21 protein-coding genes are annotated in these 25,621 nt (G+C 66.9%); 11 read left to right on the top strand and 10 right to left on the bottom strand.

The window, feature by feature from the left end; translation table 11 throughout:
* Positions 1 to 8: 8 nt before the first annotated feature.
* Positions 9 to 866 carry an NAD(P)-dependent oxidoreductase gene (locus FDN03_RS06745; RefSeq protein WP_138175307.1) on the bottom strand — a complete coding sequence of 286 codons (858 nt, stop codon included), beginning with the start codon at positions 864 to 866 and terminating at the stop codon, positions 9 to 11.
* A 202-nt stretch (positions 867 to 1,068) separates the two neighbouring features.
* Between FDN03_RS06745 and FDN03_RS06750 the strand changes: the two genes are divergently transcribed.
* The 3 genes from FDN03_RS06750 (at position 1,069) to FDN03_RS06760 (ending at position 4,816) form a co-directional block, all read left to right on the top strand.
* Positions 1,069 to 2,679 (top strand): acyl-CoA carboxylase subunit beta, encoded by a 1,611-nt coding sequence (locus tag FDN03_RS06750; protein WP_138175309.1) that lies wholly within the window; start codon positions 1,069 to 1,071, stop codon positions 2,677 to 2,679.
* A gap of 51 nt (positions 2,680 to 2,730) precedes the next feature.
* On the top strand, positions 2,731 to 2,955 hold the full coding sequence (locus FDN03_RS06755; RefSeq protein WP_138175311.1) for an acyl-CoA carboxylase subunit epsilon: 225 nt from the start codon (positions 2,731 to 2,733) through the stop codon (positions 2,953 to 2,955).
* A 193-nt stretch (positions 2,956 to 3,148) separates the two neighbouring features.
* Entirely contained in the window at positions 3,149 to 4,816 is a 1,668-nt protein-coding gene (locus tag FDN03_RS06760; RefSeq protein ID WP_138175313.1) for a DUF885 domain-containing protein, read from the top strand.
* A 119-nt stretch (positions 4,817 to 4,935) separates the two neighbouring features.
* Here the strand turns inward: FDN03_RS06760 and FDN03_RS06765 are convergent, their stop codons facing one another.
* On the bottom strand, positions 4,936 to 5,577 hold the full coding sequence (locus tag FDN03_RS06765) for a hypothetical protein (RefSeq protein WP_138175315.1): 642 nt from the start codon (positions 5,575 to 5,577) through the stop codon (positions 4,936 to 4,938).
* 8 nt (positions 5,578 to 5,585) lie between these two features.
* Positions 5,586 to 5,975 carry a VOC family protein gene (locus FDN03_RS06770; protein WP_138175317.1) on the bottom strand — a complete coding sequence of 130 codons (390 nt, stop codon included), beginning with the start codon at positions 5,973 to 5,975 and terminating at the stop codon, positions 5,586 to 5,588.
* A 158-nt stretch (positions 5,976 to 6,133) separates the two neighbouring features.
* Here FDN03_RS06770 and FDN03_RS06775 point away from each other — a divergent pair, with 158 nt between their 5' ends.
* The 5 genes from FDN03_RS06775 (at position 6,134) to FDN03_RS06795 (ending at position 13,329) form a co-directional block, all read left to right on the top strand.
* Complete coding sequence (locus FDN03_RS06775; protein WP_138175319.1) at positions 6,134 to 6,778, top strand: cyclase family protein; 645 nt, start codon at positions 6,134 to 6,136, stop codon at positions 6,776 to 6,778.
* A 212-nt stretch (positions 6,779 to 6,990) separates the two neighbouring features.
* A complete protein-coding gene (locus tag FDN03_RS06780) occupies positions 6,991 to 8,370 on the top strand; it encodes a dicarboxylate/amino acid:cation symporter (protein WP_138175321.1) in 1,380 nt (459 codons plus the stop codon).
* 182 nt (positions 8,371 to 8,552) lie between these two features.
* Positions 8,553 to 9,233 carry a TetR family transcriptional regulator gene (locus FDN03_RS16590; RefSeq protein ID WP_249354389.1) on the top strand — a complete coding sequence of 227 codons (681 nt, stop codon included), beginning with the start codon at positions 8,553 to 8,555 and terminating at the stop codon, positions 9,231 to 9,233.
* Positions 9,234 to 9,238: 5 nt separating this feature from the next.
* The gene (locus FDN03_RS06790) at positions 9,239 to 12,682 is read left to right on the top strand and encodes an MMPL family transporter (protein ID WP_138175323.1); all 3,444 of its coding nucleotides are present in this window, start codon (positions 9,239 to 9,241) and stop codon (positions 12,680 to 12,682) included.
* The gene (locus tag FDN03_RS06795) at positions 12,679 to 13,329 is read left to right on the top strand and encodes a Maf family protein (protein WP_138175325.1); all 651 of its coding nucleotides are present in this window, start codon (positions 12,679 to 12,681) and stop codon (positions 13,327 to 13,329) included. Before FDN03_RS06790 ends, FDN03_RS06795 begins: the two co-directional genes overlap by 4 nt.
* A 72-nt stretch (positions 13,330 to 13,401) precedes the next feature.
* Here FDN03_RS06795 and FDN03_RS06800 read toward each other — a convergent pair whose 3' ends face one another.
* Entirely contained in the window at positions 13,402 to 14,223 is an 822-nt protein-coding gene (locus FDN03_RS06800) for an alpha/beta hydrolase (RefSeq protein WP_175419313.1), read from the bottom strand.
* Positions 14,224 to 14,381: 158 nt separating this feature from the next.
* On the opposite strand from FDN03_RS06800, the gene FDN03_RS06805 reads away from it, so the two are divergent.
* Positions 14,382 to 14,810 carry a hypothetical protein gene (locus FDN03_RS06805; RefSeq protein WP_249354391.1) on the top strand — a complete coding sequence of 143 codons (429 nt, stop codon included), beginning with the start codon at positions 14,382 to 14,384 and terminating at the stop codon, positions 14,808 to 14,810.
* Positions 14,811 to 14,824: 14 nt separating this feature from the next.
* Here FDN03_RS06805 and FDN03_RS06810 read toward each other — a convergent pair whose 3' ends face one another.
* The 3 genes from FDN03_RS06810 to FDN03_RS06820 are packed head-to-tail and all read right to left on the bottom strand — an operon-like array spanning position 14,825 to position 18,390.
* Positions 14,825 to 15,361, bottom strand: a complete 537-nt coding sequence (locus FDN03_RS06810) for an HPP family protein (protein WP_138175327.1) — start codon at positions 15,359 to 15,361, stop codon at positions 14,825 to 14,827.
* A gap of 27 nt (positions 15,362 to 15,388) precedes the next feature.
* Positions 15,389 to 15,850 (bottom strand): hypothetical protein, encoded by a 462-nt coding sequence (locus FDN03_RS06815; protein WP_138175329.1) that lies wholly within the window; start codon positions 15,848 to 15,850, stop codon positions 15,389 to 15,391.
* Positions 15,847 to 18,390: a nitrate reductase gene (locus tag FDN03_RS06820; RefSeq protein WP_138175331.1), complete on the bottom strand. Its 2,544-nt coding sequence runs from the start codon at positions 18,388 to 18,390 to the stop codon at positions 15,847 to 15,849. The genes FDN03_RS06815 and FDN03_RS06820 overlap by 4 nt, the downstream gene beginning before the upstream one ends.
* Before the next feature lie 297 nt (positions 18,391 to 18,687).
* On the opposite strand from FDN03_RS06820, the gene FDN03_RS06825 reads away from it, so the two are divergent.
* Positions 18,688 to 20,463 (top strand): biotin carboxylase N-terminal domain-containing protein, encoded by a 1,776-nt coding sequence (locus FDN03_RS06825; RefSeq protein WP_138175333.1) that lies wholly within the window; start codon positions 18,688 to 18,690, stop codon positions 20,461 to 20,463.
* 539 nt (positions 20,464 to 21,002) lie between these two features.
* Here FDN03_RS06825 and FDN03_RS06830 read toward each other — a convergent pair.
* From FDN03_RS06830 to FDN03_RS06840, 3 genes are all read right to left on the bottom strand, one after another.
* Positions 21,003 to 22,391, bottom strand: a complete 1,389-nt coding sequence (locus tag FDN03_RS06830) for an MFS transporter (RefSeq protein ID WP_138175335.1) — start codon at positions 22,389 to 22,391, stop codon at positions 21,003 to 21,005.
* Positions 22,392 to 22,653: 262 nt separating this feature from the next.
* The gene (locus tag FDN03_RS06835; protein ID WP_138175337.1) at positions 22,654 to 23,076 is read right to left on the bottom strand and encodes a GNAT family N-acetyltransferase; all 423 of its coding nucleotides are present in this window, start codon (positions 23,074 to 23,076) and stop codon (positions 22,654 to 22,656) included.
* Between the two features lie 200 nt (positions 23,077 to 23,276).
* Positions 23,277 to 24,680: an NAD(P)H-quinone dehydrogenase gene (locus tag FDN03_RS06840; RefSeq protein WP_249354393.1), complete on the bottom strand. Its 1,404-nt coding sequence runs from the start codon at positions 24,678 to 24,680 to the stop codon at positions 23,277 to 23,279.
* Between the two features lie 102 nt (positions 24,681 to 24,782).
* On the opposite strand from FDN03_RS06840, the gene FDN03_RS06845 reads away from it, so the two are divergent.
* Positions 24,783 to 25,598, top strand: coding sequence for a purine-nucleoside phosphorylase (locus tag FDN03_RS06845; protein ID WP_138175339.1), 816 nt, complete (start codon positions 24,783 to 24,785; stop codon positions 25,596 to 25,598).
* Positions 25,599 to 25,621: the final 23 nt, after the last annotated feature.

Consider the following 25,621-nt stretch of genomic DNA (forward strand, 5'->3'; position numbering starts at 1 on the left):
GGCAGCGCTTAGAGGAAGATGTCCGGCACCAGCTGGCTGGTCGGGTCGGTGGCGTAGGCGTCGAAGTCGGTGACCCCCGCCGCGGAGAGCACCTGTTCGTCGGTGAAGAAGTTGCCGCTGCAGCTGCGCGGGTCGCTGGCCAGGATGGCGGTGGCGGCCTCGGCGACGATGCGGGCATCGCGCGCCCCCTTGATCATGGTTCCGCCTCCGGGCAGGTTGCGGATGGCCGCGGTGTCGATCAGCGTGGCCGGCCACAGGGAGTTGACCCCGATGCCCTCGTCCTTCAGCTCCTCGGCCAGGCCCAGGGTGGTCATGCTCATCCCGTACTTGCTCATGGTGTAGGCCAGGTGGGCCCCGGCCCAGCGCGGATCCAGGTTCAACGGCGGGGAGAGGGTCAGGATGTGCGGGTGGGCGGACTTGCGCAGGTGCGGCAGCGCGGTCTTGGACAGCAGGAAGGCCCCGCGCACGTTGATGTCCATCATCAGGTCGTAGCGCTTCATGTCCACGTCATCGGTCTTGGCCAGGTTGATGGCGCTGGCGTTGTTGATGACGATGTCGATCCCGCCAAAGCGCTGCACGGCGCTGTCCACCATCCGGGCCACGTCCTCGTCCTTGCGCACGTCCCCGACCACGGCCAACCCGGTGCCGCCGGCCTGGTTGATCTGCTCCACGGCGGTGTGGATGGTACCCTCCAAGGAAGGATGCGGGGTGTCCGTCTTGGACAGCAGCACGAGGTTGGCCCCGTTCTTGGCCGCCTGCAGGGCGATGGACAGCCCGATGCCACGGCTGCCGCCGCTCATCACGATGGTCTTGCCTGCCAGGGTTTGAGGCTGGGGATTAATGGTGTTGCGCGAATCTTCAGTCATGTGACCCAGATTACTTGAAAACGCCCCCCGTAGCTACTGGTGAGTAACATAATCTGGCGCTGTTGCCGGATTCGACGAACGCATTTTGTAGGCTTCCTACAAACGGGACCGCCATTTTCCCAGTTAGACTGACGTGGGTGGCATTTTTCTTGTGCCATTCCTACACAACTTTACGTACCAGGCAACCAAGGGAGTCGAAGGCATGACGCAGGGGCGCACCGAGGCGGATGAAGCGATCGACCTGTCCACCACCGCCGGCAAGCTCGCCGAGTTCCGCCGTCGCGAGGCCCTGGCGCAGCTGCCCTCCGGCCCCGAGGCCGTGGAAAAGCAGCACGCCCGTGGCAAGCACACCGCCCGCGAACGCATCGACATGCTGCTCGATGAGAACTCCTTCGTGGAATTCGACGCCCTGGCCGTGCACCGCTCCACCGCCTTTGGCATGGAGAAGAAGAAGCCGCTGGGCGATGGCGTGGTCTGCGGCTACGGCACCGTCGATGGCCGCCTGGTTGCCGTCTACTCCCAGGACTTCACCGTCTACGGCGGCTCGCTCTCGCAGGTGAACGGAGAGAAGATCGTCAAGGTCCAGGAATTCGCGATCCGCAACGGCTGCCCGGTTGTCGGAATCAACGACGGCGGCGGCGCGCGCATCCAGGAGGGCGTGGCCTCCCTGGCGATGTTCGCCGACATCTTCCGCAACAACGTGCACGCCTCGGGCGTGGTTCCGCAGATCTCCCTGATCATGGGCCCGTGCGCCGGGGGCGCCGCGTACTCCCCGGCCCTGACCGACTACGTGATCATGGTGGACAAGACCAGCCACATGTTCATCACCGGCCCGGACGTCATCAAGACCGTGACCGGCGAGGAAGTGGACATGGAAACCCTGGGTGGGGCGCGTCAGCACAACTCCACCACCGGCACCGCCACCTACCTGGCCGAGGATGAGGAAGACGCCATCGAGTTCTGCAAGGAACTGCTGGACTTCCTGCCCTCCTCGAACCTCACCGACGCGCCGCTGGCCGAATTCGAGGAAGAGCTGGAGCTGACCGAGGAGGACGAACAGCTCGATACGCTGATTCCGGACTCCGCCAACCAGCCCTACGACATGCGCACCGTGATCGAATCCGTGGTAGATGACGGGCAGTTCTTCGAGATGCAGGCGCTCTACGCCCCGAACGTGATGATCGGCTACGCACGCATCGAGGGCGCGACCGTGGGCATCGTGGCCAACCAGCCGCTGCAGTTCGCCGGCACCCTGGACATCGCGGCCTCGGAAAAGGCCGCCCGCTTCGTGCGCAACTGCGATGCGTTCAACATCCCGATCGTGACCCTGGTGGACGTGCCCGGCTTCCTGCCCGGCAAGGACCAGGAATTCCAGGGCATCATCCGCCGCGGCGCAAAGCTGCTGTACGCCTACGCCGAGGCCACCGTGCCGAAGCTGACCGTCATCACCCGCAAGGCCTACGGCGGAGCCTACATCGTGATGGGCTCCAAGAAGCTCGGCGCGGATCTGAACCTGGCCTGGCCCACCGCCCAGATCGGCGTGATGGGCGCCCAGGGCGCGGTGAACATCCTCTACCGCCGCGACCTGGCGGCGGTGCAGGCCGAGGGCGGCGACGTCGAGGCCCGCCGCAGGGAAATCATCGAGGGCTACGAGGCCGAGCTTCTCAACCCGTACCAGGCCGCGGAGCTGGGGTACATCGACGCGGTCATCGCCCCGAGCGACACCCGCCTGCAGCTGGTGCGCGGGCTGCGCGCCCTGCGCGAGAAGCACGCGAGCCTGCCGCCAAAGAAGCACGGCAACATCCCGCTGTAGGCCCCGCCTACACCCCCAGCGACGCCCCGAGCAAAGTTCGAAGGACTGGATATGGAACAGCACACCGTCACACGGCAGGCCACCGCCGCGCTCACCGTAACCCGCGGCAATCCGAGCCCGGAGGAACTGGCGGCGGTCACCGCACTGCTCAGCGCCATGGGCTCCCAGCCAAACCAGAACGGTGCCGCGCAGGCCCCGGCCGGACGGGTCACCCGGATCCGCAAGCGCCGCGCATTGAGCACTCCGCGGCTTCCATGGAGCATTGCCCGCCGCTAACCCCGCAGACTCACACCGCGGTCACCGGCTTCCTGCCCCGCTTCCCTGCGCTGCGCCCGCAGCGCAGGGAAGCGGGGCATTGCCATGTGCTCAACCGATCCACGTCACAGGGATTGCCGGCGCCCGCTACGAACGGCGGAATTGGTCCGGCAAAACTCTTCAACAAATATTTCACGTCCACTAGGCTTGGCTCATGACCAAGGACACATCGGCCCGCGCCGACTCCGCCATCGATGAGGTGGCCAACGAATACTTTGAGCAGGTTCTGCAACTCTTCCCGGAGATCGGAACCGAGATGGGACTGCCGGGCTACGAAAGCCGCTACGGGGACTACTCCCCGGCCGGCACGCAGAAATACGCGGAGCTGACCTCCGCCACCCTGGAGAAGCTGGACGCACTGACCGCCCAGGACGCCGTCGATGAAGTCACCCTCGACGCGATGCGCGAACGGCTCGGCCTGGAGCTGGAAATCATCGCCACCGGACGCACCGAGCTGAACAACATCGCCAGCCAGGCGCAGGAGATCCGCGCGATCTTCGATTTGATGCCACAGGACAGCTCCCAGGACTACCGCTTCATTGCCGAGCGCCTGGCCAACGTCCCGGCCGCCATGGACGGCTACATCGCCTCGCTGCGCGACTCGGCCGCCAAGGGCCAGATCGCCGCCCGCCGGCAGGTGAAGATCGTGATCGAGCAGGCCACCGACTACGCCAAGGACGGCGGGTTCTTCGACGAGCTGGCCTCCGCCGGGGCCGCAGTGGACGCGTCCCTGGCCCCGGCGCTCGGCGACGGCGCGAAGCAGGCAAAGGACGCCTACCGGTCACTGGCCGAGGTACTGGGCGAGGAGCTGCTGCCCATGGCGCCTGAAAAGGATGCGGTCGGCCGCGAACACTACGCCCTGGCTTCACGCTACTTCCTGGGCGCGGAAGTGGACCTGGAGGAAACCTACGCCTGGGGCGTTGAGGAACTGGCCCGCATCATCGCCGAGCAGAAACGCGTCGCCGCGCAGATCAAGCCCGGGGCCACGATCGAGGAGGCCAAGCAGGTCCTGAACCAGGATGCTGCGCGCAAGCTCAGGGGCACCGAGGCGCTGCGCACCTGGATGCAGCAGAAGGCCGACGCGGCGCTGGCCGACCTGGCCGGCACCCACTTTGACATCCCCTCCCCCATGGACCGCATCGAATGCATGATCGCCCCCACCGAGGATGGCGGCATCTACTACACCGGGCCCTCCGATGACTTCTCCCGTCCCGGACGCATGTGGTGGTCAATCCCGCCGGGTGAGGAGGAGTTCTCCACCTGGTCGGAGCTGACCACCGTCTACCACGAGGGGGTTCCGGGCCACCACCTGCAGATCGGCACCGCGCAACTGCAGGCGGACACGCTGAACAAGTGGCGCCGCAACCTGTGCTGGGTTTCGGGCCACGGCGAGGGGTGGGCCCTGTACTCGGAGCGGCTGATGCAGCAGCTGGGGTACCTGGATGACCCGGGCGACCACATGGGCATGCTGGACGCGCAGCGGATGCGCGCGGCCCGCGTGGTCTTCGACATCGGCGTGCATCTGGAGCTGGAGGTCCCCCAAGCCTGGGGCGAAGGCACCTGGACGGCGCAGAAGGGCTACGAATTCCTCAAGGCCAACTTTGACGAGTCCCCCGGGCAGCTGGACTTCGAGTTCACCCGCTACCTGGGATGGCCGGGACAGGCACCCAGCTACAAGGTGGGCCAGCGGCTGTGGGAGCAGATCCGCGATGAGCTCTCGGCACGCGAAGGCGAGGACTTCGACGTGAAGGCCTTCCACACCCGGGCCCTGAAGCTCGGGTCGGTGGGCCTGGACACGCTCAAGCGCGCCCTGCTGGACTAGCCAGCGTCCGCCCGTGGCGAAGACCCGCACCTGTCCTCGGTGCGGGTCTTGCCGTGCCCCACCGGCATGCCGCAATCCGGTCAACGCCTTCGGTCGCTGCCGCCCTACCGACGCCGCAGCTACGGCGAGCGCTTCGCAGCGCGTGAACGGACCAGCCAGGGAAAGCCGTGGGGCTCGTCGGCGGCGCGGCGGGCGGCCTCGCGATGATCATGGCGTCGCGGCTGGAGCGGAAGGTTCTGCGGGTGCACCGGGATTGCGGCGCTCACCGGCACCGGGTCGGTGCTGATCCACTGGCATTCGGTGATCACCCCGAGCTGCGGATCCAGGTAACTGGGCATCCGGCTAAAGCCCTGGGCCGGGAGCACGTACACGACCCCGGCGTCCATTGGCGGCTGCCCGTTCTCCGGGTGCGCAAAGGAGAGGAAGATCCGGCGCTCGGCCTCCCGTCCGGGTGTGCTGCCCGGATAAAAGCAGGCGTTGAGAAACCCCGGGGTGTTGGCCGAGCGCACCGCGTAGGCAATGGCCCAGGTGGGGTCCTCGGTGGCGAACACCGCGGTGGTTTTGGAAAACCTGTCGGGGCTGTGGTCAATGGGTGTCCTGGGGGTCAGCTGATGCAGGCCCGGTGTTCTGGAGCCGTGCAGCAAGAAATCCCCGGAGCGCACATACGCGGCGAGCCGGGACCAGACCCGATCCCCGTCGGTGGGAGCGGGCACATGCCAGGAGCCGGTCTGCCCCGCAGCGGCGGGCTTGGGATCGCTCACCGCGGCGCTTAGCCCGCGTAGCTGCTCAGCTGGATCAGATTGCCGCAGGTGTCATCGAAGACGGCGGTGGTCACCGGCCCCATGTCGGTGGGTTCCTGGGTGAATTCCACGCCCAACCCCCGCAGCCGCCGGTATTCGGCCTGCACGTCCTGGACGGCGAATGAGGTGAAGGGTATTCCGTCAGCCACCAGGGCCTGCTTGAAGGGCAGCACCGCCGGGTGGCTGGAGGGTTCAAGCAGCAGCTCCGGTCCATCCAGCTCCCCGGGTGCGGTCAGCGTGATCCAGCTGTCGGTGCCCATCGGGATGTCGTGCTTGATCTTGAAGCCCAGGACGCGGGTGTAAAAATCGCGGGCCCTGCTTTGGTCATCAACAAAGACGCTGGTGATGTAGATCTTCACGGTTCTGCCCTTTCCTCAACCTGTTTTCCCCATCGTAGTTTGGCCTGCCTCTCCTTCCCACTCCCCTGATCGTTCACTAGGGTTGCTGGAGCAGGGCGCGCCGGGAGCAGAAGCGCCGCTGACCGGTTCGAGAGCCAATTCAACGGAAAGGAGTTCGCATGCCAATCCTTGACCTGACGCACCCGATCAGCAGCGGCATGCAGGTCTACCCGCAGGATCCCCAGGTCTCACTGCAGCCGGCGCTGCAGCAGGCGACTGATGGTGTGGCCGTCACCGCGGTTCACTGCGGTTCGCACAGCGGAACCCACCTGGATGCGCCAAGCCACGTGATCGCCACGGGGCGCAGCACCTCGCAGATCGACTTGGATGAGCTGTGCGCGCAAGCGGTGGTGATCCAGGTGGGCCAGGCCCGGCCGCGGGAGGTTCTTGGCCGGGAGCGTCTTGGCGGGCAGATTCCCGAATCGGTTCCGCCGATCGTGGTGATCGCCACGGGATGGGACCGGCATTACGGCACCGACTCCTACCTGGAGCATCCGGTGCTGGAGCCGGCGCTTGTGCAATTGCTGATCGAGCGCGGGATGCGGGTGCTGGCGGTGGACACGCTGAACCCGGACCACACCCGGCAGGAAGAACACGCCACCGGGTTTCCGGTGCACGAGCTGGTGCTGGGCAGCGACCGGCTAATCGTGGAGAACCTGCGCGGCGCCACCGGGTTGCCCGATTCCTGCCGCATCGGATTCTTTCCCCTGAACCTGGAATCCTGCGACGGGGCCCCGGTACGAGCCGCGGCCTGGGTCGAGTAGCACGCGTCCCCGCACGGATTGGCTGGCGCAGGCCCGTCTGGCAACGTACCGGGCGAGTATGACGAACCATTGCGTGGTTAACGCTTTATTCCGTGCCTTTCGGTGAAGCGCGGCACAGGCGGGCGTGACACAATCAGCAAAAATTCGGCTTTCGTAATAATAAGAAATATTGGTTCTTTGCTGGTACGTTACGCCCCCTACGGTGGTGGATCATGGCTACTTCACTGAACACCAAAAGACTTCCCGGCTGGGTGACCGGCTTCGGGCCGCAGATCATCGCGGCCCTGATCCTCGGGCTCATCCTCGGCCTGGTTGCCAAGTACACCGGCAGCACCGCCGAGGAGCCCACCGCACTGGGCCAGGCCCTGCAGATCGTCGGCTCCAGCTACGTCTCCCTGCTGCGTGCCGCAGTGGTGCCGCTGATCTTCTTCGCCGTGGTCGCCTCGATCGCGAATCTCGCCAAGGTCACCAATGCCGCCCGTCTGGCCTGGCAGACCCTGCTGTGGTTCGGGATCACCGCACTGATCTCGGTGCTGATCGGCATCACCCTGGGGCTGGTGTTCCAGCCCGGCGCCAATACCGGCCAGGACATGCCGGAGAACTACGACGGCAAGACCGGCAGCTGGCTGGGCTTCCTCACCGGGCTGATCCCGGCCAACTTCCTGGGGCTGGGAGCCAACACCAGCATTGAGGACGGGGCGGCCAGCACGTCGCTGAGCTTCAACGTGCTGCAGATCCTGGTGATCGCCATCGCCGTGGGCGTGGCCGCACTGAAGGTGGGCGAGGCCGCCAAGCCGTTCCTGGACTTCTCCGCCTCCTTCCTGGCCATCATCCAAAAGGTGTTGTGGTGGATCATCCGCATCGCCCCGATCGGCACCATTGGCCTGATCGGCAACGCCGTGGCCGTCTACGGCTGGGACACCATTGGTGCGCTGGGCAAGTTCACCCTGGCGGTCTACGTGGGCCTGGCGCTGGTGCTGTTCGCGCTCTACCCGGTGCTGGTGCGCCTGCACGGGCTGGGCATCAAGCAGTACTTCTCCGGGGTGTGGCCGGCGGTGCAGCTGGGCTTTGTTTCCCGTTCCTCGATCGGCACCCTGCCGCTGACCCAGCGGGTGACCGAACGCAACCTGGGTGTGCCCTCCGGCTACGCCTCCTTCGCGGTGCCGCTGGGCGCGACCACCAAGATGGATGGCTGCGCGGCCATCTACCCGGCGGTTTCGGCGATCTTCGTCGCCCAGTTCTTCCACATTGACCTGGGGCTGACCGACTACCTGCTGATCGCCCTGGTCTCGGTGCTCGGTTCGGCCGCGACCGCCGGCACCACCGGCGCGATCGTGATGCTGACCCTGACCCTGTCCACCCTGGGCCTGCCGCTGGCCGGCGTGGGCCTGCTGATGGCCGTGGACCCGATCATCGACATGGGCCGCACCGCGGTGAACGTGGCCGGCCAGGCGCTGGTGCCCACGATCGTGGCCAAGCGCGAGGGCATCTTGGATAAGGACCTGTACGACGCGCCGCGGGCGGGTAATCCGTTCGCCGATGAGCACGCCGCCACCTCCCAGCCGGAGCCGCAGGCGCAGCCGGTGCACTAACCGGGCTCATCCCGGGCCGGTCCGGCTACGGGCCAGCCATTAGAGAGCGGGGCCGAATCCATCACGGATTCGGCCCCGCTTTCGTGTTGACAGGCCCTGCAGCACCAGACCGGTTCCGGCTGTGACCGAACACACGAAAAAGGGTTTGCACCGAGTGCAAAATTGCACGTAGTGTAAAACTCGTGACAACTGACTCCAGCGGCACCCGCCGTGAAATGAACAAGCAGGCAACCCGGCAGGCCATTGTTGACGCCGCGTTGACGCTGCTGCGCAACCAGGGCCGCGAGGCCATGACCGCCACCGCCATCGCCGAGGCCGCCGGCATCTCCCGGCGCACCCTGTTCAACTACTTCCCCACCGTGGACGCCGTGCTGGCCGAACCGCTGCAGCGGCTGCTGGACCGCGTGGTGGAGGTGCTGGCCGAATCCACCCAGGAACTGCCGCTGATCACCGCCGTCATCCGGGCCCTGCAGGGCGCCGGGGTGCCGCAGCTGCTGGAGCCGGTGGCCTACCTGGGGATCTACGCCGAGGACTGCTCGCACCAGTCCGGCGGCAGCCAGCCGAACCAGTGGCAGAACTCCTCGCGGGACATCATCACCACCATTGAGCGCAAGTACCCGGAGGCCGACCCGTTCGAGGTGCGGATCTTCTCCCACGTCGTGCTGGGGGCCGGGCAGGCCGCCTTCGAGGAATGGACCCGCCAGCTGGCGATCACCACCGGTACCGAGGCCAACGCCCCCCTGGACATTTCCCCGCAGCAGATCCAGGAACTGCATTCGCTGCTCACCCACGCCCTGGAGCAGCTGCGTGACGGCTTCCCGGCGCTTTTGACCACCTCCGATTCCACGGACAAGGACCTTTAACCCCCATGGCTTCCTTCCTTTACCGCCTGGCCTCCTGGGCCCACCGGCACCGTTTCCGGATGATCTCCATCTGGTTGGCCGTCTTCATCGCCATCGGCACCAGCGCGACCTTGTTCATGGGCCAGCTGTCCAACACCTTCTCCCTGCCGGGCACCGAGACCCAGCGCACGCTGGACCGGATGGAACGTGAACTTCCGGACCTGGCTGGCGGCTCCGGGGCGATTGTCTTCCGCGAATCCAGCAACCGTCCGCTCAACGAGCAGCAGTCCCAGGCCATCGAGTCGGCGCTGGATCAGCTGGAGCACCACCGTGAGGTTGTGAACGTGGCCCGCCCGTTCGAGCTGCAGGAACAGCTTGATGAGGCCGAGCCGGAACTGGCCAAGGCGCAAAAGAAGCTGGACGACGGGCAGAAGGAGCTCGAGGACGGCAAACAGCAGATCGCCGACGGCAAGCAGCAGTTGGAGGACGCGCGCGATGAGCTGACCGAGGGCTGGGCCCAGCTGTTCGACGGGCAGAAGGAAATCAAGCAGGGCGAACCGCAGATCAACGCCGCCGAGGCGAAGCTCGCCCAGGGCTGGGCAGAGCTGCGCTCGGGGGAAGCCGAACTGCGCAAGGGGCAGGCCCAGTTTGATGCCGGCGAACGCCAGTGGAAGGCTGGGATGGCCGAGTACCAGTCCGGGTACGCACAGTACGCGGCCGGGCAAAAGCAGTTTGCCGCCGGGGAACAGAAGCTCGATGCGTCGGCCAAGGAATTGGCCGCCGGGGAAAAGCAGTACCGGGCGAACCTGAACAAGATCCTGGACGGCAAGTCCCGCGCCGAACGGGAAAAGGAACTTGCCGCCGGCAAGAAGCAGGCCCAGCAGGGGCTGCAGCAGGCCGAGGATGGGATCAAGACCCTTGATGCGGGGATAAGCCAAGCCGAGGCAGAGTTGAAGAAACTCAACAGCCAATTGGCCGAAGCTGAGAAGAACGGTGCTACCGAGGGACTCGACGAACTGAAGGAAGGCATCGCCACCACTCAGGCGAGCATCGAAGAGCTGAAAAAACAACGCTCGGCAGCTGCATCCGGGCAAGAGAAATCCCAGGCTTCCCTGGAGCAGATCGCCCAGGCCCAGGCCGGGCTGAAGCAGCTTGACCAGGCCCGCGCCCAGTTGGATTCGGGCAAGCAGCAGCTGAACGCCGGACGCCAGCAGCTGGAATCCAAGCGCGGCGAGCTGGAGGCGGCCGGCCCCAAGCTGGCCCAGGCCAAGAAGCAGCTGGACGCCGGCAAGAGGGAACTGGATGCCAACCGCGCCAAGCTGGCCGCCGGATGGCAGGAAATCAATGCCGGGCGGGCGGAGCTGAACGCCGGGCAGGCCGAGTTCGACAAGCAGAAGGCCAAGTTCGAGGCCGGCAAGGCCGAACTGGCCGCCGCCGAGAAGCAGCTGAAGGACGGCGAAGCCACCGTCAAGCAGAAGACCAGGGAGCTGGAGGAGGCCGAGGCGAAGCTGCCGCAGGCCGAGCGTGAACTGGAGCGTGGACGGGCCGAACTGGACTTCGCCGCCCGCCAGGTGGGCGCCTCCTCGGACATGCGCTTCATCTCCGAGGACGGTTCCACCGCCGTGGCCCAGGTGTCCTTCCGCGGGCAGACCGATGCGCTGACCCCGGCCGACCGTGAGGCGATCACCGCGATCGCCACCGGACCGCAGGCCGCCGGCGTGGAGGTGCTGTTCTCCAAGGAAATCCTGCAGGACATCTCCGAGGTGTTCGGGGCCGCCGAGGTGGTGGGCCTGGTGGTGGCCGCGATCGTGCTGATCGTGATGCTAGGTACGCTGATCGCCGCCGGGCTGCCGCTGCTGCTGGCGCTGCTGGGCGTCGGCGCCGGTGTGGGCACCACCCTGGCGTTCTCCTCATTGGTGGACATGGCCTCCATTACCCCGGCCCTGGCGCTGATGCTGGGCCTGGCCGTGGGAATCGACTACGCGCTGTTCATCATCCACCGGCACCGCACCCAGGTGCTGGGCGGCATGCAGGTCGGTGAGTCGATCGCCCGGGCGGTGGGCACCAGCGGCAACGCGGTGGTCTTCGCCGGGCTGACCGTGATCATCGCCCTGGCCGCGTTGACCGTGCCGGGCCTGCCTTTCCTGAGCGTGCTGGGCCTGTCGGCCGCGTTCACCGTGCTGATGGCGGTGCTGCTGGCAATCACCCTGCTGCCGGCGCTGCTGTCCCTGGTGGGCGACAATATCGTCTCGAAGCGGGCCCGTGAACGGGCCGCCTCCGGGGTGGTTTCCGAGCCGAAGTCGGCGCGCTGGGTACAGCTGCTGACCAAGGCCGCGATCCCGGTGAGCCTGGTGGTGGTTGCGGTGCTGGGCACCATCGCCCTGCCGGCCACCCAGATGCGCACCGCCCTGCCCGATGGCTCGGCCGAGGCCGCCGATTCGATGGCGTTCCAGGCCTACCAGCAGACCAGTGACAAGTTCGGCGCCGGGTACAACGGGCCGCTGCTGGTGCTGGCCGACCTGCCCGGGGACCTGAACCAGCGCCAGGCCGATTCGCTGGCCCTGGATGTGGCCGATCAGCTGCGCACCCATGATGCGGTGATCGCCGCGATCCCGGCCACCATGACCGATGACCGCTCGCTGGTGGCGATCCAGGTGATTCCGGCCGACGGGCCGGCCTCGGAAGCCACCGAGAACCTGGTGCACGAACTGCGGGATGACGCCGAGCGGATCCAGTCCGCCACCGGCATCACCGACATGGCCGTGACCGGTCAGGTGGCCGCGCAGATCGACGTTTCCGAGGTGGTCACCAACGCGCTGGCCCCGTACCTGAGCATCGTGGTGGGCCTGTCGCTGATCCTGCTGCTGCTGGTCTTCCGTTCCCTGGTGGTGCCGCTGCTGGCCACCGGCGGCTTCCTGCTCTCGCTGGCCGCCGCGTTCGGCGCCAGCACCGCGGTCTACCAGTTCGGCTGGCTCTCGGGGGTGTTCGGGGTCAACGTCCCGGGCCCGCTGCTCAGCTTCCTGCCGATCCTGCTCACCGGCATCCTGTTCGGCCTGGCCATGGACTACCAGGTGTTCCTGGTCTCGGCGATGCGTGAACGGTTCGTGCACGGCGAATCGGCCCGTGACGCGGTGCGTTCGGGCTTCTCCATGACCGCCCCGGTGGTCACCGCCGCGGCGCTGATCATGATCTCGGTGTTCGCCGGGTTCATCTTCTCCCACCTGGCGATGATTCGCCCGCTGGGCTTCGCGCTGGCCTTCGGCGTGCTGTTCGACGCGTTCGTGGTGCGCATGACCCTGATCCCGGCCGTGATGCACCTGCTGGGCGACAAGGCGTGGTACCTTCCCAAGTGGCTGGATAGGATCCTGCCGAACGTGGACGTCGAGGGCGAGGGGCTCACCGCCCTGCTGGAGGAACGCGACGAACACCACCACGACCGGGCAAGCCACACCGAAAGCGTGAACGCATGAGCGAACAGACCCTGAACCAGGACCCCGCGCAGGCCCCGCGCCTGCTGCTGGCCTCGGCCTCCCCCGGCCGGCGCCGGGTGCTCACCGATGCGGGCATCCGCTTTGACACCCAGGTGTCCTCCGTGGACGAGGACGCCGTGCTGGCCGCCGCAGAGGCGCAGCACGGTCCGCAGGACGCGGCCGCCACCGCGCTGCTGCTGGCCAAGGCCAAGGCCGAGGACGTTGCGGCCCAGGCCCCGGCGGGCACCTTGGTGCTGGGCTGTGATTCGGTGTTCGAGATCGACGGGGTCGCCTACGGCAAACCGCACACCGCGGACGTGGCCCGCCAGCGCTGGCAGCAGTTGCGCGGCTCCGCCGGGGTGCTGCATTCGGGACACTGGCTCATTGCCGCCGGCGGGGGCCGGTCCGTGGGGCTGGGCTCGGCAACCGTGGTGCACTTCGCCCAGGTCGGCGACGCGGAGATCGAGGCGTATGTGGCCAGCGGCGAACCGTTGCCGTGCGCCGGTGCGTTCACCATCGACGGGCTGGCCTCCGCGTTCATCGAATCCATCGAGGGCAACTATCAAAGCGTGGTTGGCCTTGATGTGAGCATGCTGCGCCGGCTGCTGGCCGAGCATGGCGTGGCGATCACCGAACTCTGGGCCTAGCCGGCCGCTGAGAACCCTCAAGCATGAAATGCCCCGAACGGCGTGATCCGTTCGGGGCATTGTGTGTTGGGCCTATTCCGGCTGCTCGGGCCGTTCCACCCCCAGGTAGGTTTCCTCCGGCACCGGGGCGGCCACCTGTTCACGCACGGCTTCCAGCAAGCGCGGGTCGTTGAGCAGCCGGAAATGCCCCATGGTCTCCAACTTGATGTTCTGGGCCCCCTGAAGCTGGCTGCCGCCGGGAATGTGCGGATCAAAGGAGCTGTAGATGGAGGTGATCCGCGAATTCACCGCCAGGTTCGCGGCCAGCTGCAGCAGTCCGGCGTTGCGCGGCGAAAAGGCGCGCAGGGAACGGATCGGTGCGAAGCGGGCGTACACCGAGCCGGAGAATGGGGTGCTGATCGCCACCATCTTGGCAATCCGCTCGGGGTGCGGGGAGGCGCTCATGGCATGCTTGCCGATCAGCCCGCCCTTGCTGTGCGCCACGATGACCACCCCGTTCAGGTCATGTTCGGCCAGGTAGTCCGAAACCAGGCGGGACATTTGCGGCACGGTGCCCCGGTTGTACCCGATCCCGCTGACCGCATGCACCGGATGGCCGGCCTGGTGCAGGTGCCGGGCGACCGGGAGCAGGAATTGCCAGGTCTCCCAGATGCCCGGGATCAGCAGCACGGGCGCGGCCTGGGCATCAGAGTAACTGAGCAGCTCCTGCTCGGCCACCGGGCGCAGGAAAGCGCGGGCCTGCCAGTAACCGGCGTACAGGTAGTCCAGCAGCCAACCCTGGCCCCGGCGCAGTTGCCCCACGCCCCGCTCACGGATCCGATGCAGGCAGGCAGGGAGCTGGAGCGGTACGTGCCGGGTCAGTGCGCCGTGCAGCCGGTCCAGTAATCGAGCCATTCCTTCACGATACTAAAGAACGTTTCAGCCGCACCCCGCGGGTGCCGGTCTGCTGGGAATCACCGATTCGGTGTTGCCTGCGGAAGGAAGGCTGCCTATGCTCAGGGAACTTTCGACGGTGTCGGTCTTTGGCACGGCGTGAGACATGGGAGCAGAGGATGGTGTGCAACGAGACCGGGTTCGAGGTGTCGGCCCCACCGGGCCCGGCAGCGCGGACGGGCAGGGCCCTGGCCAGGGCCCAGGGCCTGTACTTGCTGGTGACCGGGGTGTGGCCGCTGCTGCACTACCGGAGTTTTGAAGCGGTGCTGGGCCCCAAGGTCGATGACTGGTTGGTCAGGTGCGTCAGCGGGCTCGCGGTTACGCTGGCCTACCAGCAGCTGCGCACGCGCGCCACGAGCCAAGGCTTGACCACGGCGCGCAGGATTGGCATCGGCGCTGCCCTGTCCTTCGGCGGCGTTGATCTTCGCTACGGCGGCAGCGGGCGCATCAGCCGGATCTACCTGCTTGACGCCGCCGTGCAGGCCTGCTGGGTGGCGGCCTGGATAAAAACCGCCTCCCCACCCCGGGCCCACCAAGCCGAGAGGTAGCTGGGGCACCCCGGCTACTTGCCGGTCGCAGGCTTGGTGCCCAGCAGCAGATTCAGGCCCCAGCCAAGGATGGTAATGAAGATGATCGCCCCGAGCATGGACAGCAGTTCGGCCGGGGTGCTCAAAATCCCCAGGCTGATGATCAATGTGGTGGCCCCGGCTGGCGGGTGTGGTTTGTTCGTCCAGGTCAGCACCAGCGTGGTCAGCGCGACCGATAGCGCCCCGGCCGCCACATGGGTGGGGCTCAGTCCCCCGACCGGGGTGGCGGCCTGATGTTGCAGGCCGAAGCCGTAGAGGCAGGCCGCCCCGGCGGCCAGGCCCACCAGGTGCCCGATCAGCGCGTTGGCGGGGCGCGCGGATTTCAGTTGCGGGGATTCGAAGAACAGCATCACCGTGGGTCCCAGGCTGGGAAAGAGCCAGGGTGATTTCAGGGCCAGGCCGATCCCGCCGCTGGCGGCCAGCACCAGCAGGCAGAGGATGGCCGCGTAGAGGCTGCTGCCCAGCCGGCCTTTGGACTCGGCCAGTCGGGCGTGCATCGCTTGCTTGGGCATGGGTCCCCTTCTCTCGGCCGCGCGGCTTTACTCGGCGACCAGCAGCGCCTGCGGGGCGGCCTGCTTCATCCGGGTGCTCAGCCACTTCAGCTGTTTTTCGGTTTCTTCCTCGCAGGCGCGTACCACGTCGAGCAGTTCCTCATCGCGCAGCCCCTGACCGGCCTGCTTCACCATGGTCCAGGTGATGTCCACCAGGGAGGCCAGCAGGTAGAGGTCCTGCAGATCGCGCAGCAGCCCCAGCGGCCCCTTGCGGGTTTCGCTCAGCCCGTCGGCGTGCAGGCGTTCGGGTTCGTCGTCGACGTCGCCCTGCCCGTAGCGCTGCACGATCGGCTGCAGGGCGCGCTGGTGCTCATCGCATTGCTTGGCCAGGGTCTGGCAGATGAAGTGCACATCCGGTTCGTGGCCGTGCCCTTCGGCGACCTGGCGGAAGGACTCGGCCAGGGTGCTTTCGGATTTTTCCAGCAGACTCAGGTAGGTGGACAGGTTCATGGCTGCTCCTTGCTCGCAGGGTCATCCGACGGTGCTGCCGGAGGGAATTCTTCACTGGCCAGCGCGGCCGGCCCACCGGTGGTGGGCACCACCCGGCGGGAGCGCGCGGCGTGGTGGGGGTGCGTGGTTGGGTGGGAGGCGGTCGTGGTGGGGGCCGGGGCGGGGCCCTCTGCGTCGGCCACCTTGCGCAGGCGCACGGCCGCGTTTTTCAGTACCGGCTGCTTGGAGACCGGGTCCCATTCGGTCAGGGTCAGCTCGTTCGCGGCCCGGTGTTCGGTGGCCGGGGTGCCGCCCTCATCCCAGTAGCCGTAGTGGAAGGGCGCGAAGATGGTCCCCTCGCGCACATCGCTGATGCGCAGGGCCGCGGTGATATGTCCGCGGCGGGATTCCACGCTGACGATGTCGCCCTCGTTCAGGCCCCCGGTGGCGGCGTCCACCGCGGAGATCTCCACCCAGGCCTGCGGGGCGGCGGCGTTCAGCTGGGGGCTGCGCCCGGTCTTGGTGCGGGTGTGGAAGTGGTAGGCGGTGCGCCCGGTGGTGTAGCGGAACGGGTAGCCGGTGTCCGGGGTTTCATGGGTGGGATGGTACGGCGCGGTCTTGAAGATGGCCCGCCCTGCCGGGTTCATCGCCTTGTAGGCCTGCGGCCCGACGGTGCCGCCGGTAAGCAGGTCGTGCCCGTAGGTTTCGCAGTAATCCGGGTCGGTGTTGAACACCCCATCCGTGTACAGCCGTTCGGTGCCCCCGGGCTGCTGTTCGGTGCACGGCCAGGGCACCCCGCTGCCCCCGCGCAGCGCCTGGTAGCTCAACGCACTGTAGTCGCATGGCCGCCCGCGGGTGCACAGCTTCCAGGCTTCGAACGCCTCCTCGGGCCCCTGCCAGTCCAACAGCGGGCTGCCGTCCAGTTGGGTGAAGCCCATCCGCCGCGAATAGTCGATGAACGTCTCCAGGTCGCTGCGGGCCTGGCCGGGCGGGTCCACCGCCTTCTGCGAGAGGTGCACCGTGCGGTCCACGTTGGTGAAGGTCCCGGTTTTCTCACCCCATCCGGCCGCCGGCAGCACCACGTCGGCGTACTGCGCGGTTTCGGTCAGGTACAAGTCCTGCACCACCAGGAACAGGCCCCGACTGGCCAGGATGTCGCGGATGCGGGGCAGTTCGGGCAGTGACACGGCCGGGTTGGTGGCCGAAACCCACAAGAACTGGATAGAGCCCTGCTCCACGTAGCGGAAGATCTGCATGGCGTGGGTGGGCGGCGCCCAGTGCGGGATCGTGGCCGGATCCACGTTCCACAGTTGGGCCAACTCCTGCACGTGCTGCGGGTTTTCCCAGTTTCGGAAGCCGGACAGGTCCCCGTCGGCACCGCATTCGCGATTGTTCTGGGCGGTGGGCTGACCGTTCATCTGCAGGATCCCGCTGCCGGGTTTGCCAATCAGCCCGCGCAGCAGGTGCAGGTTGTTCACGGCACAGGAGGAGGCGGTGGCCTGGGAGGACTGGTAGAAGCCCTGCAGCACGGTGGAGAGCACCCGTTCACTGGTGCCAAAGATCTCCGCGGCGCGGCGCACGTCCTGGGCGTCGACCCCGCAGGTGCGGGCCACCTCCTGTGGGGTCCACGGTTCGACGGTGGAGCGCAGTTCCTCCACGTTCATGGTGTGCCGGCGGATGTAGTCCTCGTCGATCCAGCCGTTAACGAACAGTTCGCGCACCAGCCCGTGCATCAGGGCCAGGTTGGTCCCCGGCTTCAGCGCCAGGTGCACCTCGGCGTGCCGGGCGACGTCGGTGTCCCGGGGATCCACGCACACCAGCCGGGGTTTGTCCGGCCCGGCCAGCCGGTCCAGCACCCGGGCCCAGAGCACGGTCTGGGTTTCGGCCATGTTGTGGCCGAACAGGAACATCGCATCGCATGCGTCAATGTCCCGATAGCTTCCGGGCTGCCCGTCGGAGCCGAAGGATTCCTTCAAGGCGGTGGCGGCGGTGGCGGTGCACAGCCGGGTATTGCCGTCCATGTGTGGGGTGCCGATCCCGGCCTTGCCCACGATCGCCTGGGCATAGTACTCCTCCAGGAACAGCTGCCCGCTGGTGTAGAACCCGTGGCTGAGCGGCCCCTTGGTCTGCAGCAGGTGGCGGCTGCGCTGCACGATGCGCTCCATGGCGGTGTCCCAGTCGCAGGGAACCAGTTCCCCGTCCTGGCGGATCATGGGGGTGGTGAGCCGGTCGGGACTGTTCATGGCCTGCCAGCTGGCGAACAGCCCCTTGGGTCCAAGCCGGCCGTGGTTGACCCGGTCCGCAGCGCGCCCGCGCACCCCGACCATGGTCCCGTCCTTGACCGCGATGTCGATTCCGCAGCCGTTGCTGCACAGCACGCACGCGGACTGCACCCAGCGCTCAACCTCGGATTCCTCCACCCCCTCGGCCAGCACCTGGTCCACCCGCACCGGCCACCGCTCCTCGCGCCCGTACGGGGTGCGGGTGCCCCAGATTTTGGCGATCCGGTCAACCTTCCCCAAATCCTCGTGTCCCTGCTCAGCGCTCACCCGTTCAGCCATTGCCGTTCCTTCCATGCCAGTGTCCCCCGGGCTGCCCCGCCCGGGACCGCGGCCCAACCGTGGCGGTGTGCTGCGCCGCCGGTGCCGCTGGTCTGGCCACGCTAGGCACGCCCATTTTCATGCCGCAACCATTCTTCGCTGACTCCTAGAAACCGTCCTCACTGAACCGGCTTTGTAGGAACCCTCCAAAAATTTCGGAGGTTCACCCCGGGATAGGCGGGTTATTACATGTAGTTCCCACAAAACCGATAGGCTCCCCTAGGAAGACTTTAGAAATCTTGAAGACAAGGCCCACCAATGAACCCATTGACGAAGGTGTTGATCGCCAACCGTGGCGAGATTGCGGTGCGCATCATCCGTGCCGCCCGTGACGAGGGCATCGAATCGGTTGCCGTGTACGCCGATTCGGACCGCGACGCCCTGCATGTCCGACTGGCCGACGAAGCCTACGCGCTGGGCGGGACCACGGCCGGCGACTCCTACCTTCGCATCGAGAAGATCCTGGATGTGGCCGAGCGCTCCGGAGCGGATGCCGTGCACCCGGGCTACGGGTTCCTGGCCGAGAACGCCGAGTTCGCCCAGGCCGTCATCGACGCCGGGCTGACCTGGATCGGGCCTCCCCCTGCTGCCATCGAACAGCTGGGTGACAAGGTGCAGGCCCGCCACATCGCCGAGAAGGTGGGCGCCCCGCTGGTGCCGGGCACCAAGGACCCGGTCGCCTCGGCCGAGGAGGTCTATGCCTTCGCCGATGAGTTCGGGCTGCCGCTGGCCATCAAGGCCGCCTACGGTGGCGGCGGGCGCGGCATCAAGGTGGTGCGTGAGCGCGAAAGCATCGGCGAGCTCTACGACTCGGCGGTGCGTGAGGCGACCGCCGCGTTTGGCCGCGGCGAATGCTTCATCGAACGTTTCCTGGACGCCCCACGCCACGTGGAGACCCAGTGCCTGGCCGACGCCGAGGGCAACGTGGTGGTCGTCTCCACCCGCGACTGCTCGCTGCAGCGGCGCAACCAGAAGCTGGTTGAGGAGGCCCCGGCCCCGTTCTTGAGCGAGGAGCAGGTCCAGCGCCTGTACGATTCCTCCAAGGCGATCCTGAAGGAGGCCGGCTACGTGGGTGCCGGCACCTGCGAATTCCTGGTCGGCCAGGATGGGGTGATCTCCTTCCTGGAGGTGAACACCCGCCTGCAGGTTGAGCATCCGGTCTCCGAGGAAGTCACCGGCCTGGATCTGGTGCGCGAGCAGTTCCGCCTGGCCCGTGGCGAGCAGCTGGGCTATGGCGATCCCGAGATCCGCGGGCACTCCTTCGAGTTCCGGATTAACGGGGAAGACGCCGGACGCGGCTTCATCCCCACCCCCGGCACCATCACCTCCATGACCCTGCCGGCCGGTCCGGGTGTCCGCCTGGATTCGGGCATCGAGGCCGGGGAGAGCGTCTCGGGCAACTTCGACTCGATGATCTCCAAGCTGATTGTCACCGGTTCCACCCGTGAGGTTGCCGCCGCCCGTGCCCGCCGCGCCCTGGAGGAGTTCCAGATCGAGGGGATGGCCACGGTGCTGCCCTTCCACCGTGCGGTGATGAGCGACCCGGCGTTCGTGCCCGAAACCGGCGCGTTCTCGGTGCACACCCGCTGGATCGAGACCGAGTTCAACACCCCGATCGAGCCGTTCGCGGCCGGCGTGGTGGACAGCGAGGAAGCGGACGAACGCACCAGCGTGACCGTGGAGGTCGGGGGCAAGCGCCTGGAGGTGACCCTGCCGGCATCACTGGGCAGCGTCACCGATGGCGCCGCGGCCAAGAACGGCAAGAAGAAGCGCAAGGGCACCCGCAAGGGCGGGGCCGCCGGGGCCGGGAACAGCACCGAGCTGCTCTCCCCGATGCAGGGAACCATCGTGAAGGTTGCGGTGAACGACGGGGACCCGGTGACCGCCGGGGACCTGATCGTGGTGTTGGAGGCCATGAAGATGGAGCAGCCGATCACCGCGCACCGCGACGGCGTGGTCAGCGGGCTGAAGGTCACCCCGGGTGAGACCCTTTCGGCCGGGGCCGTGATCGCCTCGATCAACGACTCCGAATAACCTCGGGCTTTTTGGGCGGCGGCCGGGTTGGTGCATGAGGCACGAACCCGGCCGCCGCTTTGGTGCCGCCCCGGTGTCGGGCGTCCCGAACCGGCGGTGGCCGTTCAGGCGGCCTGATCTGGCGTAGAACGCAATCAGGGGTCACAATCCGGACTATGCGTCTTGAACTTCGGCGGCGGCGACGCCTATACCCAAACACCCCTGAGACCCATCGTCTTCACCCTCTTGGCCGCCCTCTCACCCAGATGGAACTCGAGTCCAAACGCGGGCGCATCACTGACTCCGTTATCAAGCGCCGCACCCCCGGCGGCGACCACGTAGGCCGGCGCGCCACCTGGTCTGCTTTCAGGAATTTCATTCCCAGCTGTTGTCGCTAGGATCCTAGCGGTAGCGGCTGGTGGCGAAAAACCCGGGCGGAAATGATGCGTTGACATGGCAATGGTGCGGCGCAGCCCCCGAGGTTGTCGGGGGTGCACCGCACCATTGTCTGTTTGAGCTGACCGGCTACAGGGTTCCCGTCCGCTGGTCGCTGAGGGTGTTTAATCGACGTAGTTCTCGATGTCCACGTCACGGGTGTCACGGGTCATCAGCAGCGCGATCAAGGTCGCGACCGCCGCAATGGCCAGGTAGACGCCCACCCCGACGGTGCTGCCTTCCCCGGCATTCCACAGGGCAATGGCCACAAACGAAGCCGGGGCGGCACCGATCACCGAGGACAGGTTGTAGGCGACTGCCGAACCGGTGTAGCGCACATTGGAGGGGAAGAGCTCGGGCAGGTAGGCCGCCATCGGCCCGAAGGTCAGGCCCATCAGGGTGAACCCCACGATCAGCCCGGCCATGGCCGCACCCTTGCCCGGTCCGAAGAACAGGGTCCAGGCGGCACCGAAGACCAGGATGCCCACGGTGACGTAGATCAGGAACTTGCGGCGGCCGTACTTCTCGGCCAGCGGGCCGGAGGCGACGGTGAAGATGCCGAAGAAGACCACCCCGATGATCAGCATCGTCAGGAACTCGGGGCGGGCGATGCCCAGGCCCGGCACGAAGGAGGCCGGATCAAAGCTCTTGCCGGCGGCGTCGGCGGCGGCCTGCGCCTGCTCCGGGGTGGCGGCCGCGGTGCCGTAGGTAAGCGTGAAGGAGGTCATCAGGTAGAACAGCACGTAGGTGGCGAACATGATGAATGTTCCGGCCAGCACCGGACGCCAGTGCCGCTTCATGGTGACGCTGAACGGGGACTTGACCACCTTCTTCTGTTCCACGACCTTCATGAACGAGGTGGATTCAACCAGCTTCAGACGCACCCACAGGCCCACGATGACCATGACCAGGGAGAACCAGAACGGTACGCGCCAGCCCCAGGCCAAAAACGCCTCGGGACTCAGCCAGGTCTGCAATGCAACGAACATCAGGTTGGCTATGATGAAGCCGACCGGGGCGCCCAGCTGCGGGAAGGTGCCGTACACGGCGCGCTTGTTCTTCGGGGCGTTTTCGGTGGCCAGCAGGGCTGCGCCGGACCATTCGCCACCCAGGGCCAGGCCTTGGGCAAAACGCAGCAGCACCAGCGCCAGCGGAGCCAGCACCACCCAGCCGCCCTGGGCCGGGGGCAGGAAGCCGATCAGGAAGGTGGCAATCCCCATGGTCATCAGCGAGGCGACCAGCGTGCCCTTGCGTCCCAGCTTGTCGCCGTAGTGCCCGAAGACAATTGAGCCCAGCGGACGGGCCAGGAAGGCCACACCGAAGATTGCGAACGAGGAGAGGATCGCGTTGATGGTGGTTGCGTTCGGGAAGAACAGGGCCGGGAAGACCAGGACGGACGCGGTAGCGTACGCGTAGAAGTCGAAGAACTCGATGGTGGTGCCGATCATCGAAGCAAAGAGCACGCGTCCGCGCGTGTTCTGTTTCGGGACCGCTACCTGGCTTGCCTGAGACATGGAGGCGTCTCCTTCAAAGGTGCGAAAAGTGAAAATGTATGGATCCAGCTTACTGCGCCAAGTCCACATAGCGGATTTTGTGTCCATTATTTGGACAATGTTTACGCTGGTGCTCTCAAATGCTGGTCGTGGCCGGATTCGAGCAACGTGCTACAGAGAATAACCGCTAGATCCGCCACTGGGAAGAGGTAGGAAAGGAGCCACGGCCCGCGGCAGGCAGGGAAACGGAGCCGCAGAAGGCTCAGCGGCGCATTGAGGCGGTTTAGCGCAGCGAGACGAAGCACTCCAATGGCGCCCCGGGATTCTCCGCAGCCCGGTGAAACCCCAGTGCGCGATAGAAGGCGGCCAGCGCCGGATCCGCGTCGGTGAGCAGAACGGTTTGGCGCACCCGCGCATAAGGCCGCAGCACCTCAAGGACCAGACGCCGCCCCAGACTGCGGCGCTGGTGATCCGGATGCACCAGCACATCTTGCAGATAGCAGATCGTTTGTCCGTCCCCGACCACGCGGGCCAGGCCGACCAACCGCGTTTGGTCCCACGCCGTCACGGTGTGCAGGCTCGCGGCAAGCGCCTGCAGCAGTATGTCCGGCTGATCAGTGTAGGCACCCCAGCCCACGGCGTCATAAAGCGCCACGACCTCATCGCGCACACTCCGCGGGTCATCCAGACTCTGCAGCCGGTACACGGGCGCTCCACCACCTAAAACTTGCTTCCGAACCGACGCCTGCCGGGCCTGGTTGTAGCCTACCCTCCGGGCCGGGCCCGCTTGGCCGCGGCGGCAACTGCCGGCGCCGCGGCACGGGGCTTCGGTTAACGATCCGTGGCGGGCTGGCGGCCCAACCGGGGCAACGCCAGCCCGCCACGGGGCGAACACAGAATTGAGGGTTACATGTGCCGGTGCAGGCGGCGGGCCGCCTCGGCCAGCGACCCGGCCAGTGACGGGTAGACGGTGAAGGTCTCGGCCACGTCATCCACGTGTAGGTTGTTCTGCACGGCCAGGGCCAGCGAGTAGATCAGTTCACTGGCGCGCGGGGCAACCACCACGCCGCCGATCACGGTGCCAGAGCCCTTGCGGGAGACGATCTTGACGAACCCCTCCTCCATGTTCATCATCTTGGCTCGGGCGTTGGTGGCCAGGTCAACCTTGACGATGTTCGCCTGGTACTTGCCCTCGGCCACGGCGCGCTGGGAGACACCAACGGTCGCGATTTCCGGGGAGGTGAAGATGTTCGAGGAGACCAGGTCCAGGTTGATCGGCTTGACCGAGTCGCCCAGCAGGTGGGCCACGGCGATGCGTCCCTGCATGGCCGAGACCGAGGCCAGGTTGAACACCCCGGTGCAGTCCCCGGCCGCGTACACGTTGTTGGCGGTGGTGCGCGAAACCCCGTCGACCCGGATGTGCCCCGAATCGGTCAGCTGCACCCCAGCCTCCTCCAGGCCCAGGCCCTTGGTGTTCGGGATCGAGCCCACGGCGACCAGGCAGTGGCTGCCTTCCAGCACGCGCCCGTCGGCGAGGGTGACCAGCACCTTGTCGCCCTGGCGGGTGACGGCTTCGGCACGGGCCTGGGAGACCACGTTCAGGCCGTTGCGCTTGAACACGTCCTCCAGCACCCCGGCGGCGTCGGCGTCCTCACCGGGCAGGACCCGGTCGCGGGAGGACACCAGGGTGACTTTGGCGCCCAGCAGGTTGTAGGCGCTGGCGAACTCGGCGCCGGTGACGCCCGAACCGATGACGATCAGATGCTCGGGCACGTCATTCATGTTATAGATCTGGGTCCAGTTGAAGATCCGCTCACCATCGGGCTTGGCGGTGGGCAGTTCGCGCGGGTGGGCGCCGGTGGCCAGCAGCACCGCGTCGGCGTCCAGCTTCTGGATGCTGCCGTCGGTGCCGGTGACCTCCACGGTGTGGGCGTCCAGCAGACGCCCCTCCCCGATCAGGATGCGCACCCCGGCCCGCTCCAGGCCGTTGCGGATGTCCGCGGACTGCTCCTTGGCCAGGTCCAGCAGCCGGTGGTTGACCACCGCGAAGTCGGTTTCGGCGTCGTCCAGCCCCTCGATCTTCACCCCGAAGCTGGAGGAGTGCTTGGCCCGGCGCACCACGTCAGCGGTGGCGATCAGGGTCTTGGAGGGCACCACGTCGGTCAGCACCGCCGAACCGCCCATGCCGGCACGTTCCACGATGGTTACGTTGGCGCCCAGTTGGGCCGCGCCGATGGCCGCCTCGTAGCCGCCCGGCCCGCCGCCGATGATTACTAGTCTGGTTGCTTCATTCCTGCGTTCTGTGCTCACGCACCCCATTGTCTCTTATTGGGCCAGCACGTGCACATTCGCCCGGTGCGCGCCCGCGCGGGCGGGGTTCAACTGACAAAAACGCATACCGGGCGGTAGCGTATTGCCGTGACTACTTTCGATATTGATCCCAGCACCCTGGCCCACGAAGCGGCCGGGGCGATCGCCGAGGCCACCGGCGTTGCCAAGCACGATTTGGCCGTGGTCCTCGGCTCCGGGTGGGGCCAGGCCGCCGAACTGATCGGCGAGACCACCCACACCCTGGACGCGGCCACCATTCCCGGTTTCCACGCCCCGGCGGTGCCCGGGCACAAGGGCCACATTTCCTCGATCCTCGCCCGGGACGGCAAGCGGGTGCTGGTGCTGGGGGCGCGCTCCCACTTCTATGAGGGGCGCGGGGTGCGCGCGGTGGTGCACCCGATCCGCACCGCGGCGGCCGCCGGCTGCACCCAGCTGGTGTTGACCAACGGCTGCGGCGGGCTGAACCCGAACTGGGCCCCGGGCACCCCGGTGCTGATCTCGGACCACATCAACCTCACCGCCGCCTCCCCGCTGGAGGGGGCCACGTTCGTGGACCTGACCGACCTGTATTCCTCGCGCCTGCGCCGAATCGCGCGCGAGGTGGACCCGAGCCTGGATGAGGGCGTGTACGCCCAGTTCACCGGCCCACACTACGAAACCCCGGCCGAGGTGCAGTACGCCAAGGTGATTGGGGCGAACCTGGTGGGCATGTCCACCGCCCTGGAGGCCATTGCCGCCCGCCATGCCGGGATGGAGGTCTTCGGCATTTCCCTGGTGACCAACCTGGCCGCCGGGATCAGCGACATGGCGCTGAGCCACGAAGAGGTCATCGAAGCCGGGCAGGCGGCCGGGCCGCGGATCTCCAAGCTGTTGGCCGAGATCATCTCCCGCTTCTAGTCACGGCGTTTCACGCCCCCAGC

Origin of the sequence: Glutamicibacter sp. V16R2B1, assembly GCF_005774635.1 — a bacterium.
Lineage (GTDB): Bacteria > Actinomycetota > Actinomycetes > Actinomycetales > Micrococcaceae > Glutamicibacter > Glutamicibacter creatinolyticus.